Origin of the sequence: Sphingobium sp., assembly GCF_003248505.1 — a bacterium.
In the GTDB taxonomy this organism is placed as follows: domain Bacteria; phylum Pseudomonadota; class Alphaproteobacteria; order Sphingomonadales; family Sphingomonadaceae; genus Sphingobium.
This window is the reverse complement of the sequence record NZ_QFOA01000008.1, coordinates 18,658-32,216: the sequence shown is the minus strand read 5'-3', so window position 1 is coordinate 32,216 and position 13,559 is coordinate 18,658. Positions and strand designations below refer to the sequence as shown.

Genomic DNA, 13,559 nt, shown 5'->3' with positions numbered 1-13,559 from the left:
ATCGCGCCCTGCGACACACAAAAAAAAGGCCCGCCGGATAAGGGCGGGCCCATGCTAGGGAGCGGAATGAATTCGCCCTTGCGGGCTTAGTTGGCGGCCTTCTCGACAGCCTTGCCAGCGCTCTGCACGTCCTTGCCAGCGCCTTCGACGGTGTTGCACGCAGCAACCATCAGCGAACCGGTCAGAAGCACAGCGGCCAGAATCTTCTTCGTCATCGAACGTCTCCTCTAGAAATCCGTTTCCCGCCGCAGCGGGAACGAGAGGCAGAACCCGTCGCGTCCATTTCCGTTCCGCAGACGGAAAGAATAAAGAATGCAAACGGGCGACCCCCGATAAAAGCTGAGCCCGGAACGCGTCGGGGGGGAGACGTTCCGGGCTCATATTTTTTTGGATAGCAAGAGCGGGGGGCAAAAGATTTGCTATCCGGGAACAAGAACCCCCAAAACCGCGCCATGGTTCCGGCAGAACGGCAAAAAAGCCAAACTTTTTTGTCGGGCAATTTCAATTCTTTGCAGGGACGGCAAAGGCTGCCGGATGCAATACCCGTTTTGCGGCGGAACGAGGCGCGAGATCAGATCAACGGACGCCCGCTATTGCGATATTCGGGCCGGATCGTCGATTGCGGCAATGCGTCCTGCGGCGGCGGCGATGGCGCAGCGGTCGGCCCGTTGGCGGGGGTGGCCGCTATTGCCGCCATGGAGGGGGCGGGCGTCGTGACGGTTCCCGCGGCCATCATTTCGACCGGCTGCACGGCGCGCACGAGCCAGACCGTCCGGGCCGGGCCGGACACCAGTTCCCGCCCCGGATAGGCGCGCTGGAACGCCGCCGCCGATCCGTCAAAGCCTGGCCTGCGATAAAAGATATGCGCGCCGATCACGGCAACCGGCGACAGGCTGTCGGCCCAGAGAGGATGCACCGCCAGCGTGTGATAATGGGTGGCAAGGCCCACCGGCGCATAGATGCGTCCGGCCAGCGCCTCCTGCGCGATGCGGCGGGCACGCACCCATGCAGCGGCGGCGGGCATCCGCGTCATCGACCCGTCGCAACTGAAGGTGAACTGGCACCGGTAGTCCGCGCGCTCCGACCCTTCGTACACGACCCCGCACACCGATGCGGGCCAGCGTGCATTGCGCGCGCGGTTCAGGACGACCTGCGCCACGGCGCGCTGCCCGTCCTCCGGTTCGTTGCCTGCCTCATAATAGATGGCCGACGTCAGGCAGTGGAGCGCCCGATAGCTGTCGAGCGGAGTGAGCCCCCGGAACATCGCAGCAGGCGCTGCCGCCACTGTGTCCAGCCCCAGCACATGCGCGCTGCGCACCGGCGCCGCGCCCGGTGCAGGATCGAACGCCCCCTGCGCGAAGAAAAAGGCGGACCCAGGGAAATTGAGGGCGCTGTCCTCGGAAGGATCGACCGTGCGCTGCCTATCCGGCGCTGCGGCCAACATGTCGAGCGGCGCTGCGGTGATGAGGCGCGGCGCGATCAGCAGTAGCAGCCCGGTCGCCGCCGCCGTGGCCCGCCCCCACCGCCGTCTCTGATTTGTCGTCGCCCGCATGGCAAAGGCCCTTACATCAATGGCCTTGCCACTTCCTCACCGGATTTGCCTGCGTCCCGCGATGGGACGACAATGGGCGCAAAGGTTAAAATGGCCGCTTGGCCGGGCGCAGCATTCCCTTGCTTGGCAAAGCCGCCCACGCTCGGCTATTCCGCACCCATGCTTCATGCTTCCGACAGCCTCGCCCTCATCGGCAACACGCCGCTCGTCCGTCTTGCCGGTCCCTCGCAGGAAACCGGCTGCGACATCTTCGCCAAGTGCGAATTCGCCAATCCCGGCGCATCGGTGAAGGATCGCGCCGCTCTTTTCATCGTCAACGATGCGGAAGAGCGCGGCCTGCTCAAGCCCGGCGGCACCATCGTGGAGGGGACAGCGGGCAACACCGGCATCGGCCTCGCCCTGGTCGCCAACGCAAAGGGCTATCGCACCATCATTGTGATGCCCGAAACGCAGAGCCGGGAAAAGATGGACACGCTACGTGCGCTGGGCGCGGAGCTGGTGACGGTGCCCGCCGCCGCCTATTCCAACCCCGGCCACTTCGTCCACACCAGCCGCCGCATCGCCGAAGAAACGGAGAATGCGATCTGGGCCAACCAGTTCGACAATATCGCCAATCGCAAGGCGCACATCGTGGGCACCGCCGAGGAAATCTGGACGCAGATGGAGGGGCGGGTCGACGGCTTCACCTGCGCGGCGGGCACCGGCGGCACCATCGCGGGCGTGGGCCTCGGCCTCAAGGCCAAGGATGAGGCGATCACGATCGCGCTCAGCGACCCGCACGGTGCGGCGCTTTACGAATATTACGCGCATGGCGAATTGAAGGCGGAGGGCAGCAGCGTCGCCGAAGGCATAGGGCAAGGGCGCATCACCGCCAATCTCGAAGGCGCGCCTATCGACACGCAATTCCGCATCTCGGACGAGGAGGGGTTGCACTGGGTTCGCCGCCTTTTGAGCGAGGAGGGGCTGTGCCTTGGCCTGTCGTCGGGCATCAATGTCGCGGGCGCGGTGGCGCTGGCGCGGCAACTCGGACCGGGCAAGCGGATCGCCACTATCCTGTGCGATACGGGCTTCCGCTATCTTTCCACCCTCTACAACCGTCAATGGCTGGAATCTAAGGGGTTGACGGTGTTCCCCTGGCTCGCGCACAATGCCTGATTGCCGACACGGGTCGCGGCACAGAAACATATAAGGGTTGCATGGCTGACACGCCCCGCCGACAGGAAGGGTTGCAGCGCGTCCAGATCGGCCTCACCGGGCTGGCGGGCGTGGTCCTGCTCGTCGGTCTCGCCAACATCGTGATCGAGAAGGCGCGGCTGGACGATACGGCATCGCCGCCGCCGGTCGTGCCGACGCTGACGCAAAATGCGGTCTCGCCCAAGGAGCCGCTGGCCGAACTGGGTGTGCAGCCAGCGCCTGAGCAAGCGCCCCTCGTGCCCGATCTTCAGCCCGACCCCAACATTCGCAAACCGATGGACCAGGACCCGAACCAGCCGGCGCAGCAGCGCTGACGATGCGATTCCGGGCCGGAGGTCTTCGCCGATGAGGGCGGGTCTTCTTCGATTCCTCGGCCTCTGGCTGCCCCCGCTCGCCATCTTCCTGGCGGGCCTGCATCGCGCCTGGCTGACGGGGCAGGCCGATCCCTGGGACTGGAGCCTTCCCATGGCGCTCGTCATGGCGGTCGTGGGATGGGCTCTCGCACGGCGGCAGGCGGCGCTGGCATGGGGCGCGGCCATGGGTGCTGCGGGCATGGCCGTCCTTTTCTGCGCCATCGCATCGGGCAGGCCGCCCCTCTTTTCCGCATCCGCCGGATTGCTGGCGGTGGCGATCATGGCGGCGGCAGGCGGTGTCCTGCTGCGACGGGCGGGGCGCGCGCGCGTGGCAGGGGCTTGTGCCCTGGCGGTGGCGGCATTCCTTCTGTGGCGCGGCCCGGCCCAGCCCGTTACGCCGCTGTCGGATCGTCCGGCGTTGGTCGTGGTCACCGGATTGCCGCTCTTCTGGGCAGAGCCGGGGCGGAACAGGATGCAGCGGCGGGACGCGCCCATCGTCGCTGTCCTGCGCACCCGCTTCACTGTCGAGCCGCTCGACGATCCCGGGCGACTGGCCCAAAGCGGCGCACGCCGATTGCTGCTGGCGCAACCGCGCGCGTTGACGGCGGCGCAGATGGTGGCCGTGGACGCGTGGGTGCGCGGCGGGGGCCATGCGCTGGTGCTGGCCGACCCGGCGCTACGCTGGCCTTCGGACCTGCCGCTCGGCGACCGCCGCCGCCCCCCTTCGGTCAGCTTGCTCGGGCCCTTGCTCGCCCATTGGGGGGTGACGCTCTCGGGCCACCCGATGGCGGGCGAGCGGCGGCATTTCCTGCCCGATGGTGCCCTTGTCACGTTGTCCGGCGCGGCATGGAGCGCGAAGGGCGACGCGACCGTGCGCCGGATCGGCCGGGGCAGCGTGACGCTGGTGGGCGACGCGGACCTGATCGACGACCGGTTGTGGCTGGCCGATCCCGCCCGCCCGCTCGACCCCCGCATGTGGAGCGCGGACACGCCCGCGCTCGTGGCGCGCTGGCTGGGCGCGGCGATGCCGTCTCCGGGCCGCTGGATGCGGGAGGCGGGCGACGTTCTGGCCGCGATCCGCTGGGCGGTGCTGGCCGGGACAGGGTGGGCCATGCTGGGCGCGTATGTGCTGGCGAACCGTATCGGCAGGAAGCACGGCGGAACAAAAACGGAAAATAACCGGATGGAAAGGCAGGAAATCAACTAATCCCATTTTCGACCTGAATTTCCCATCCTCACCCAAAAAATCCCTTCACAGCCAAACGCATGCTTGGTAAGTAACCTGCATTGGGGTTTCCAGGCGTTGATCAGTCCTGTGGCGTGGATTCGCTTCGGCGATTCCGGCGACGGGAAGTCTGTGCCCCAAAGAACAAGGGGCCTTTTCCAGCGTGTCGGACGTCATCCTCTATTCGGGCAACGCGTTCAGCGTCGCGGACGGCAAAGGCCGGTTCGTGCTGCCCCTGGAGATGCGCAAGCTGGTCACGCAGGCCAGTGGCGGCCAGAACCGCCTTTGCCTTTCGATCCACATGGACAATGGGTGTGCCATCGGCTTCGGCCTCAGCCACAAGCTGCACCTGTTCGAAGAGGTCGAGAAGCTGGAAGCCCAGGCCTATGAGGCCGGACGCCCCTTCAATGCCGATCTGGAACGCGAAAACCGCCTCGGCACAATCGAGGACGTGAATTTCGACGACGGTGGCCGCTTCTTCCTGCACCCCGATATCAAGGAAGAAGCCGGCATCGACGATGCGATCTTCTTTTACGGCGTGGGCCGTTATTTCCAGATCTGGAAACCCGAAGCGCTGGTCGCCAGCCCAGATCGTCCCGCGCTCATCCGGAACAAGGTCCAGCGCTGGATCGATGCTCGCGCGACCGGAGCGGCAAAGTGAGCGCGCTTGCCGCCCCGCATGTCCCCGTCCTTCTTGCCGAAGTGCTCGACGCTCTCGCCATCGCCCCGGGCGAAGTGCATGTCGATGGCACGTTCGGCGCGGGCGGCTACAGCAGCGCGATGGCGCAGGCGGGCGCGCGCGTCTTCGCCTTCGATCGCGATCCCGATGCGATCCGGGAAGGGCAGCCGCTTGCGGACGCACGCGCCATCGCACTCGTCCCCGGCGAATTTTCGCGCATGGCGGAATTGCTGGCGGAGCGCGGCGTGACGGCGGTGTCGGGCGTCACGCTCGACATCGGCGTATCCTCGATGCAGCTCGACCGGCCCGAGCGCGGCTTCTCCTTCCAGTCGGACGGCCCGCTCGACATGACCATGGCGCAAGGCGGGATGAGCGCCGCCGATTTCCTCAACACCGCCCCGGAGGAGGAGATCGCGGACGTGATCTACCGCTATGGGGAGGAGCCGCGCTCGCGCCGCGTCGCCCGCGCCATCGTGGACGCCCGCCCGCTCGAACGCACCGGCCAGCTTGCCGCCGTCGTGCGTCGCGCGCTCGGCCACAAGCCGCACGACAAGAAGGACCCGGCGACTCGCACATTCCAGGCGATTCGCATCCATGTGAACCGCGAACTGGAAGAGCTGGAGCGTGGGCTGGAGGCTGCCGAGGCACTGCTGGAGGAGGGCGGGCGGCTCGCTGTCGTCACGTTCCACAGTCTTGAAGACCGCATCGTCAAGCAGTTCCTTCGCAACCGCAGCGGCGGGGAAGGCACGGGATCGCGTCACCTGCCGCAACGTGCCGCAGGGCCTGCTCCCACGTTCGCCAAGCCCGCAAAGGCAGTGCGTCCCGGCGAGGCGGAACTGACGCGCAACCCTCGCGCCCGTTCCGCCACGCTGCGCAGCGCCGTCCGCACCTCTGCCCCTGTATCCCCTTCCTCCCCCCGGAGTGTCCGCGCATGATCGCCGTCAAGAGACTCCAAAGCCTGATCTGGGTGATCCTGGTCGCACTAGGCGCGCTCGGGGCCTATATGGTGTCGCTGAAGGTCGCGACCGAACGCAACGAACTGATGAAGGTGCGCGCGCAGATCGCCCGAGCGAAAGCGGACATTCGCTATCTGGAAACGGAATTCAGCGCACGCTCCTCCATGCGGCAACTGGAAAGCTGGAACCAGCACGACTTCCTTTATGCGACGCCCACCGCGCAGCAATATCTGCGCGGCGAACAGGCGCTGGCGCATCTGGACGGGGTGCAGCCCAACGGACCCGATTATGTCGCGCCGCCCGTCATGGTGGCGATGGTGGAAACGCCCGCCGACCTGCCGGTCGCGACGCAGAAGGCGCCTGAAAGCCCTGCCGCGACTCAGATCCGCAGCGATATCGCCGTCATTCGCGAGGCCCACGCCGCCGACAATGTCGACCGGCTCGAAAAGCCAGCGAAGAAGACGGTCGTGCAGCAGGCGAAGGCCGACGCAGACGTGTCGCGGCCCAACCCCATCGCGCGGAAGGCCGAACGCATGGCGATGCTCGACGCCAAACTGCTCGACGACAGCACGCTGGGCGACCTCACTGCCAAGGCCGCGCGTGAGAAACGGAAGGAGGCACGCTGATGGCCACGATCATCGTTCAGCCGGGCGGCGCGCGCGCCGGGCGTCAGCGGGTCGATCTGACCGCGATTGCCCATAATCGGCTGATGCTGCTGCTGATCCTGTTTCTCGCCATTACCAGCGTTCTCGTCCTCCGCCTCACCTGGGTGGGGGTTTTTTCGCATGGGGGCAGCGGCGCCGACGGCCTTGGCGGGCTTTTGCCCGCGCGCGCGGATATCGTCGACCGCAACGGCGTGCCGCTGGCGCGGACGATGGACGCCTATTCGGTCGCGGTTCGCCCGTCGAAACTGATCGGCGAACCGGCCGAACTGGCGCGCAAACTGCACGAAATCTTTCCCGACGAACCCGAAGCCGCCTTCTACAAGAAGCTGACCGGGCGCGGCTGGGCCTATCTGCGTCGCCGCGCGCTGCCCGAAGAGGTTGCTGCCGTGAATGCGCTCGGCGAAATCGGCATCGAATTTCCGCGCGAGAAGGAGCGTCTCTACCCGCAGCGCACGCTTGCCGCGCATGTGCTGGGTTTCGCGCCCAATGCAGACGGTCACGGTGGCATGGGGGCGGAAGCCGCCTTCAACCCGCGCCTGACCGACGCCGCGCGTCTCGGCCAGCCCTTCGCCCTTTCGATCGACAGCCGGGTGCAGGGCGCGCTGGAAAGCGAACTCTACGCCCAGCTCGTGCAGACGCGCGCGAAGGGCGCGGGCGGCATCATCATGGACGCCAACACCGGTGAGATCATCGCGATGGCCTCGATCCCCGTGTTCGATCCCAACAAGCTTCAAAACTACGCGGGCAAGCGGTGCAGCGAATCGCCGCTCTGCAATCACATGGTGCAGGCGCGCTACGAACTGGGCTCGGCCTTCAAGCCGCTGTCGATCGCGGGCGCGATGGACGCGGGCGTCGTCACGTCGATGAGCAAGCGCTATGACGCGACCGCACCGCTCCCCATCGGCGGCTTCCGCATCAAGGACGACCACCCGCTCGGTCGCTGGATCAACGTGCCCGAAATTCTTGTGCACAGTTCGAACATCGGGACCGCGCGCATCGCGGACGAAATGGGCGCGGAAAATCTTCAGAAGCTGTTCCGTAGCCTCGACTTCGACCAGCGCGCGCCGATCGAGTTCAACGAACGCGCCGCCGGGCTGTGGCCTTCCAGCTGGGGCCGCATCACCAGCATGACCACGTCCTACGGTCACGGCATCGCGGTGACGCCGCTTCACCTCGCCGCCGCCTACGCCGCGCTCGTCAATGGCGGCATCTGGCGTCCCGCCACCGTGCGCAAGCTCACCCCCGCCGAAGTGCCCGAAGGCCGTCGCGTCTTTTCCGCCGCAACCAGCGCGCGGATGCGGCAGTTGTTGCGGATGATCGTTGCGGCAGGTACAGGGCGTAGCGCCGACGCCAAGGGATTCCGGGTGGGCGGCAAGACGGGTTCCGCCGAAAAGCCCCAGGAAGGGCGCTACAACAAGACTTCGCTGGTGACGACTTTCGCTTCTGCTTTTCCGATGGACAATCCCCGCTACGTCGTGATCGCGATCATGGACGAGGCGACGGGGCAGTACGGCCTGCGCACCGCCGCCTGGACTGCCGCGCCGGTGGTCAAGCGCGTGGTTGAGCGCGTCGGCCCGATGCTGGGCGTCATGCCCGACGAGCAGCGCGACGTGGACATTTCCGATCTCATGCCGCTGCTGCACGGCGACACGGAGAAAGAATGATGCGTTTGGCAACGATCGTCGATGGGCTGGACGCGCGCGTCGGCGCCGATATGGACGGCAACGCGCTCGTCACCGGCTTCGCCATCGACAATCGCAAGGTCGCCCCCGGCACGATCTTCGGCGCGTTCCAGGGGCAGCGCGTCAACGGAGAGGATTTCATCGCCGACGCGGTCAGGGCCGGGGCGGTCGCGGTCGTCGCCCGGCCGGAAGCGAAGGTCGAAGGGGCGGCGCACATCGCGCATTCCAATCCTCGCCGCCTCTTCGCGCAGATGGCCGCGCGTTTCTTCGCGCCTTTCCCGGACGTGACCGTCGCCGTCACCGGCACAAACGGCAAGACCAGCACGGTGGAACTTGCCCGTCAGCTCTGGCGGATGCTGGGCCACAAGGCGGCGTCCATCGGCACGCTGGGCGTCACCACGTCGGTCGATCAGGTGTCGACCGGCCTCACCACGCCCGATATCGTCACTTTCCTCGCCAACATGTCGGGCTTGCGGCGCGAAGGCATCACCCACGCCGCGTTCGAGGCGTCGAGCCACGGTCTCGACCAGTATCGCACCGAAGGCCTGCCGGTGATCGCGGGAGCTTTCACCAACCTGTCGCGCGACCATCTCGATTATCATGGCGACATGGACAGCTATTTCGATGCCAAGATGCGGCTGTTCGACGAGGTGGTGGGGGCAGACGGCCAGGCGGTCATATGGGCGGACGACGAATGGTCGCCCAAGGCGTTGGAACGGGTCGCCAAGCGGGGGCTTCGAACGCTGAGCGTCGGGATGCAGGGAAATGATCTTAAGCTGATCGACCGCACACCGACCCAACTCGGCCAGACGTTGACCGTCGAGGCCGCAGGGAAAAATCACAAGGTCAACCTGCCGTTGATCGGCGCCTATCAGGCCGCCAATGCGCTCACCGCCGCGGGTCTCGTCATCGCGACGGGCGCGGATACCGGCAGGGTGATGGAACTGCTCGGTCGGGTACAGCCGGTGCGCGGCAGGCTGGAACGCGCGGTCATCGCCCGGTCGGGCGCACCTGTCTATGTCGATTACGCCCACACGCCTGACGGCCTGCGCGCGGCCATCGAGGCGCTGCGTCCGCACACGCGCGGGCGGCTCATCACGCTGTTCGGCGCGGGCGGGGATCGTGACGCGGGCAAGCGTCCGCAGATGGGGAAGGTTGCCTCCGACCTGTCCGACCACGTCATCGTCACAGACGACAATCCGCGCTCCGAGGAGCCGTCTGCGATCCGCGCTGCCGTCATGGCGGGCGCGCCGGGCGCGGAAGAGATCGGCGGCCGTCGCGCTGCCATCGCCGCCGCCATCGCGCAGGCGGGGGCGGACGATATCGTGCTGCTGGCGGGCAAGGGGCATGAGCAGGGCCAGGTCATCGGTGACCGCGTGCTGCCGTTCGACGACGTGACGGTCGCGCGGGAGTGTGCGGGGTGACCGATCTATGGACCTCTGCCGAGATCGCTGAAGCCACAGGCGGCGCCGCGTCGGCGCCGTTCGCCGTTTCGGGCGTCGCCTTCGACAGCCGCGAAGTCGGCCCCGGCGACCTTTTCGTCGCGATGAGAGGCGAGGCGACCGACGGCCACCGGTTCGTCGACAAGGCATTCGACCAGGGTGCGAGCGGTGCCATCGTCAGCGAGCCTGTCGAGCGCCCCCACATCCTCGTCCCCGACAGCGCCGCCGCGCTCGAAGCCCTGGGAAGGGCGGCGCGCAAGCGTATGGTCGGCAAAGTCATCGGCGTCACCGGGTCGGTCGGCAAGACCGGGACCAAGGAGGCGTTGTTCCTCGCCCTCGACCGGGCGCGTCCCGATGACGTCCATCGCTCGGTCAAAAGCTACAACAATCATGTCGGCGTGCCCTTGAGCCTGTCGCGAATGCCGCGCGATACCGCCTTCGGCGTGTTCGAAATGGGCATGAACCATGCGGGCGAATTGGCCGCGCTCACGCGCCAGGTGCGCCCGCACGTCGCCATCGTTACCGCAATCGCGCCCGCGCATATCGAATTTTTCGGCACCGAGGAAAAGATCGCCGAAGCGAAGGCTGAGATTTTCGAGGGGCTGGAACCGGGCGGAACCGCCATCATCCCCTATGACAGTCCCCACGTCGCCACGCTCTACGACAAGGCGGAACGTCACGCGGGCCACATTCTGACCTTCGGCCTGATGGAGGGTGCCGATGTGCGCGCGCTCGACGTCGTGCCGTCGCCGAACGGGGGCAGTATAGTGACGGCAACGCTGCCCAAAGCGGACATCTGCTTCACCGTTGCGTCGCCCGGCGACCATTGGGTTTCGAATGCGCTGGCCGTGCTGGCGGCGGTCGAGGCCGTGGGCGGCGATCTGGCGGCGGCGGGCCTCGCGCTCGCGGAAATGCCGGGCCTGCCGGGACGGGGCGAGCGCCGCATCCTTCCGATACAGGGCGGCGAAGCGCTGCTGATCGACGAAAGCTACAACGCCAATCCGCTGTCGATGGCCGCGACGCTGCGCCAGTTGGGTCGCGAAAGCGCCGACCGCCGTATCGCGATCCTCGGCGGGATGCGCGAGTTGGGCGACCGAAGTGCCGACCTGCACGCCGGGCTCGCCGATCCTCTGACCGAAAACGGGGTCGACTTCGCGATCCTCGTCGGCGCGGAAATGGCCCCGCTCGCCAGCGCGCTGGGCGGCGGCATTCCTCATGCCCATGTGCCCGACACGGCGGCCGCCATCCCCCTCATCCAGACCGAAATGCGCGCGGGCGACGCGATCCTCGTCAAGGGTTCGAACGGAGTGGGCCTCTCTCGCCTCGTCGCTGCCCTTGCCGACGCTGCGGCCCGCGACGGAGATAAGCACTGATGCTCTACTGGCTTGCCCAGACCATGGATTTCGCGGGGATCTTCAACCTCATCCGCTACCTGTCCTTCCGCGCGGGCGCGTCGATTGCGACCGCGCTGTTGATCGGCCTCCTCATCGGCCCCAAATTCATCGGCTGGCTGCGGGTCCGGCAGGGCAAGGGGCAGCCGATCCGCGATGACGGCCCGCAAAGCCACCTGGCCAAGCGCGGCACCCCGACGATGGGCGGCCTCATGATCCTGACCTCCATGGTGGCGTCCGTGCTGCTGTGGATGGATCTTTCCTCCATCTATGTCTGGGCGTGCCTGTTCGTAACGCTGGGCTTCGGCGCCATTGGCTTCCTCGACGATTACGACAAGGTGACGAAGGCCAGCCACAAGGGTCTGTCGGGCAAGGCGCGGCTGCTGGCCGAATTCCTGATCGCGGGCGTCGCGGCATGGATGATCGTGCACAGCCACGGCAACACCGCGCTTTACGTGCCTTTCTACAACGGTCCCGCGATCGAACTTGGCCCCTTCTACTTCTGCTTTGCGGCCTTCGTGATCGTGGCGTTCGGCAACGCGGTCAATCTGACGGACGGGCTGGACGGCCTTGCCACCATGCCGGTCATCATCGCCAGCCTGGCTTTCCTCCTCATCGTCTATCTGGTCGGGCGCGCGGACTTCGCGGTGTATCTGGGCATCCCGCACGTGCCGGGCGCGGGCAATCTTACCATCCTGTGCGGGGCGATCATCGGCGCAGGGCTTGCCTTCCTGTGGTTCAACGCGCCGCCCGCCGCCGTCTTCATGGGGGACACCGGTTCTTTGGCTCTGGGCGGCACCATCGGGGTGATCGCGGTCACCGCGCACCATGAAATCGTGCTCGGCATCATCGGCGGCCTCTTCGTCGTGGAGGCGCTGTCGGTCATCATCCAGGTCTTCTTCTACAAGCGGACCGGCAAGCGCGTGTTCAAGATGGCGCCGATCCATCACCATTTCGAACAGATGGGGTGGGCCGAACCCACCGTCGTGATCCGGTTCTGGATCATCGCCTTCGTGCTGGCGCTCGCCGGCCTCGCCACCTTGAAGCTGCGGTGACGAGGATGATCGTCGCCGACGCTTTTGCGGGAAAGACCTATGCCGTCCTCGGCCTCGCCCGGTCGGGCCTCGCCACGGTCGCGACTTTGGTGGCGAGCGGCGCGCGCGTCGTCGCCTGGGACAGCCGGGAGGAAGCGCGCGCCCTGGTGGAGGGCAAGGCCGAACTGGGCGACCCGATGGAGATCGATCTTGCCGGGTTCGACGGCATCGTCGTGTCGCCCGGCGTGCCGCTCAACCGCCATCCCATCTCGATGCGCGCGAAGCTCGCAGGCGTGCCGATCATCGGCGACATCGAACTGTTCGCGCTCGCCCGTCCTACGCTGCCCCCGCACAAGGTGGTCGGCATCACCGGCACCAACGGCAAATCGACCACCACCGCGCTCATCCATCACATCGTCGAGCAGGCGGGACTGCCGACCGTCATGGGCGGCAATATCGGCCTCCCGATCCTGAGCCAGCCGCCGCTCGAACCCAACCCACGGGGCGCGGGGGTCTATGTGCTCGAACTGTCGAGCTATCAGATCGACCTGACCCACAGCCTCGACAGCGATGTGGCCGTCCTGCTCAACGTCACACCCGACCACCTCGACCGCTACAACGGGTTCGAAGGCTATGTCGCGTCCAAGGCGCGACTGTTCGACATGCAGTCGCCCGGCCATGTCGCCGTGATCGCGACGCAGGACGACCCCAGCCGCCAGATCGCAGACGGCATCGCGCACGCCCTCGTTCGCGTCGCTTCCACCGACATCGACCCGCTCGTGCAGCTGACCTGGCCTTCCTTGCAAGGGCCGCACAATGCGCAGAACGCAGCTGTCGCCATCGCTGTCGCAAAGGCGCTCGGCATCGACGCCGCGACCATCGCCGACGCGCTCGCCAGCTACGCCTCGCTCCCCCATCGGATGCAGCGCGTCCGCGAGTTGAACGGCGTCCTCTACGTCAACGACAGCAAGGCGACCAATCCGGCCTCCACCGCACCTGCGCTTGCCGCATGGCCGGTGAAGGACGGCCATGCCCGCATCCACTGGATCGTCGGCGGCCTCGCCAAGACCGACAATCTGGACGAGTGCGCGCCCCATTTCGCCAACGTCGCCCATGCCTACACCATCGGCGAAGCGGGGCATATGTTCGCCGATCTGCTGCGCGACTCTATGGCGGTGGACGACAGCGAGATGCTAAGCGCCGCCGTCCGCCGCGCCGCACGCATCGCCCAGCCGGGCGATGTGGTGCTGCTGTCGCCGGCCTGCGCCAGTTTCGACCAGTTCCGCGATTTCGAAGCACGCGGCGACGCGTTCGTCGCGGCGGTCGAGGCACTCGAATAAGGCTGGGGGCTGCGGGGGCAGGGCATGAACAGGGAAGGCGCGACAG

General features: G+C 66.8%; 13 protein-coding genes. 11 read left to right on the top strand and 2 right to left on the bottom strand.

The window, feature by feature from the left end:
• Nucleotides 1–86: 86 nt before the first annotated feature.
• Both DI606_RS05415 and DI606_RS05410 read right to left on the bottom strand, forming a co-directional pair.
• On the bottom strand, nucleotides 87–215 hold the full coding sequence (locus DI606_RS05415; RefSeq protein ID WP_293980397.1) for an entericidin A/B family lipoprotein: 129 nt from the start codon (nucleotides 213–215) through the stop codon (nucleotides 87–89).
• Between the two features lie 356 nt (nucleotides 216–571).
• On the bottom strand, nucleotides 572–1,552 hold the full coding sequence (locus DI606_RS05410) for a cell wall hydrolase (protein WP_293980396.1): 981 nt from the start codon (nucleotides 1,550–1,552) through the stop codon (nucleotides 572–574).
• Nucleotides 1,553–1,711: 159 nt separating this feature from the next.
• On the opposite strand from DI606_RS05410, the gene DI606_RS05405 reads away from it, so the two are divergent.
• From DI606_RS05405 to murD, 11 genes are all read left to right on the top strand, one after another.
• A complete protein-coding gene (locus DI606_RS05405) occupies nucleotides 1,712–2,707 on the top strand; it encodes a cysteine synthase A (protein WP_293980484.1) in 996 nt (331 codons plus the stop codon).
• A 41-nt stretch (nucleotides 2,708–2,748) separates the two neighbouring features.
• Nucleotides 2,749–3,060 (top strand): hypothetical protein, encoded by a 312-nt coding sequence (locus DI606_RS05400; protein WP_293980394.1) that lies wholly within the window; start codon nucleotides 2,749–2,751, stop codon nucleotides 3,058–3,060.
• Nucleotides 3,061–3,091: 31 nt separating this feature from the next.
• On the top strand, nucleotides 3,092–4,306 hold the full coding sequence (locus tag DI606_RS05395) for an ABC transporter (RefSeq protein WP_293980392.1): 1,215 nt from the start codon (nucleotides 3,092–3,094) through the stop codon (nucleotides 4,304–4,306).
• Nucleotides 4,307–4,487: 181 nt separating this feature from the next.
• Nucleotides 4,488–4,985, top strand: a complete 498-nt coding sequence (locus DI606_RS05390; protein ID WP_293980390.1) for a division/cell wall cluster transcriptional repressor MraZ — start codon at nucleotides 4,488–4,490, stop codon at nucleotides 4,983–4,985.
• On the top strand, nucleotides 4,982–5,938 hold the full coding sequence (rsmH, locus tag DI606_RS05385; protein WP_293980388.1) for a 16S rRNA (cytosine(1402)-N(4))-methyltransferase RsmH: 957 nt from the start codon (nucleotides 4,982–4,984) through the stop codon (nucleotides 5,936–5,938). Before DI606_RS05390 ends, rsmH begins: the two co-directional genes overlap by 4 nt.
• Nucleotides 5,935–6,585, top strand: a complete 651-nt coding sequence (locus DI606_RS05380) for a colicin transporter (RefSeq protein ID WP_293980386.1) — start codon at nucleotides 5,935–5,937, stop codon at nucleotides 6,583–6,585. Before rsmH ends, DI606_RS05380 begins: the two co-directional genes overlap by 4 nt.
• Complete coding sequence (locus tag DI606_RS05375; RefSeq protein WP_293980385.1) at nucleotides 6,585–8,288, top strand: penicillin-binding protein 2; 1,704 nt, start codon at nucleotides 6,585–6,587, stop codon at nucleotides 8,286–8,288. The genes DI606_RS05380 and DI606_RS05375 overlap by 1 nt, the downstream gene beginning before the upstream one ends.
• The gene (locus tag DI606_RS05370) at nucleotides 8,288–9,730 is read left to right on the top strand and encodes a UDP-N-acetylmuramoyl-L-alanyl-D-glutamate--2,6-diaminopimelate ligase (RefSeq protein ID WP_293980483.1); all 1,443 of its coding nucleotides are present in this window, start codon (nucleotides 8,288–8,290) and stop codon (nucleotides 9,728–9,730) included. The genes DI606_RS05375 and DI606_RS05370 overlap by 1 nt, the downstream gene beginning before the upstream one ends.
• On the top strand, nucleotides 9,727–11,121 hold the full coding sequence (murF, locus tag DI606_RS05365) for a UDP-N-acetylmuramoyl-tripeptide--D-alanyl-D-alanine ligase (protein ID WP_293980384.1): 1,395 nt from the start codon (nucleotides 9,727–9,729) through the stop codon (nucleotides 11,119–11,121). Before DI606_RS05370 ends, murF begins: the two co-directional genes overlap by 4 nt.
• The gene (gene mraY, locus DI606_RS05360; protein ID WP_293980383.1) at nucleotides 11,121–12,194 is read left to right on the top strand and encodes a phospho-N-acetylmuramoyl-pentapeptide-transferase; all 1,074 of its coding nucleotides are present in this window, start codon (nucleotides 11,121–11,123) and stop codon (nucleotides 12,192–12,194) included. The genes murF and mraY overlap by 1 nt, the downstream gene beginning before the upstream one ends.
• 5 nt (nucleotides 12,195–12,199) lie before the next feature.
• Nucleotides 12,200–13,513 (top strand): UDP-N-acetylmuramoyl-L-alanine--D-glutamate ligase, encoded by a 1,314-nt coding sequence (gene murD / locus DI606_RS05355; protein WP_293980482.1) that lies wholly within the window; start codon nucleotides 12,200–12,202, stop codon nucleotides 13,511–13,513.
• Nucleotides 13,514–13,559 lie beyond the last annotated feature (46 nt).

Bases quoted from the DNA above. Each gene is read 5' to 3' on its own strand.
- DI606_RS05400 (WP_293980394.1), top strand. From the start codon at position 2,749: ATGGCTGACACGCCCCGCCGACAGGAAGGGTTGCAGCGCGTCCAGATC.
- DI606_RS05370 (WP_293980483.1), top strand. From the start codon at position 8,288: ATGCGTTTGGCAACGATCGTCGATGGGCTGGACGCGCGCGTCGGCGCC.
- DI606_RS05410 (WP_293980396.1), bottom strand. From the start codon at position 1,552: ATGCGGGCGACGACAAATCAGAGACGGCGGTGGGGGCGGGCCACGGCG.
- DI606_RS05375 (WP_293980385.1), top strand. From the start codon at position 6,585: ATGGCCACGATCATCGTTCAGCCGGGCGGCGCGCGCGCCGGGCGTCAG.
- DI606_RS05380 (WP_293980386.1), top strand. From the start codon at position 5,935: ATGATCGCCGTCAAGAGACTCCAAAGCCTGATCTGGGTGATCCTGGTC.
- DI606_RS05415 (WP_293980397.1), bottom strand. From the start codon at position 215: ATGACGAAGAAGATTCTGGCCGCTGTGCTTCTGACCGGTTCGCTGATG.
- mraY (WP_293980383.1), top strand. From the start codon at position 11,121: ATGCTCTACTGGCTTGCCCAGACCATGGATTTCGCGGGGATCTTCAAC.
- murD (WP_293980482.1), top strand. From the start codon at position 12,200: ATGATCGTCGCCGACGCTTTTGCGGGAAAGACCTATGCCGTCCTCGGC.
- DI606_RS05405 (WP_293980484.1), top strand. From the start codon at position 1,712: ATGCTTCATGCTTCCGACAGCCTCGCCCTCATCGGCAACACGCCGCTC.
- DI606_RS05395 (WP_293980392.1), top strand. From the start codon at position 3,092: ATGAGGGCGGGTCTTCTTCGATTCCTCGGCCTCTGGCTGCCCCCGCTC.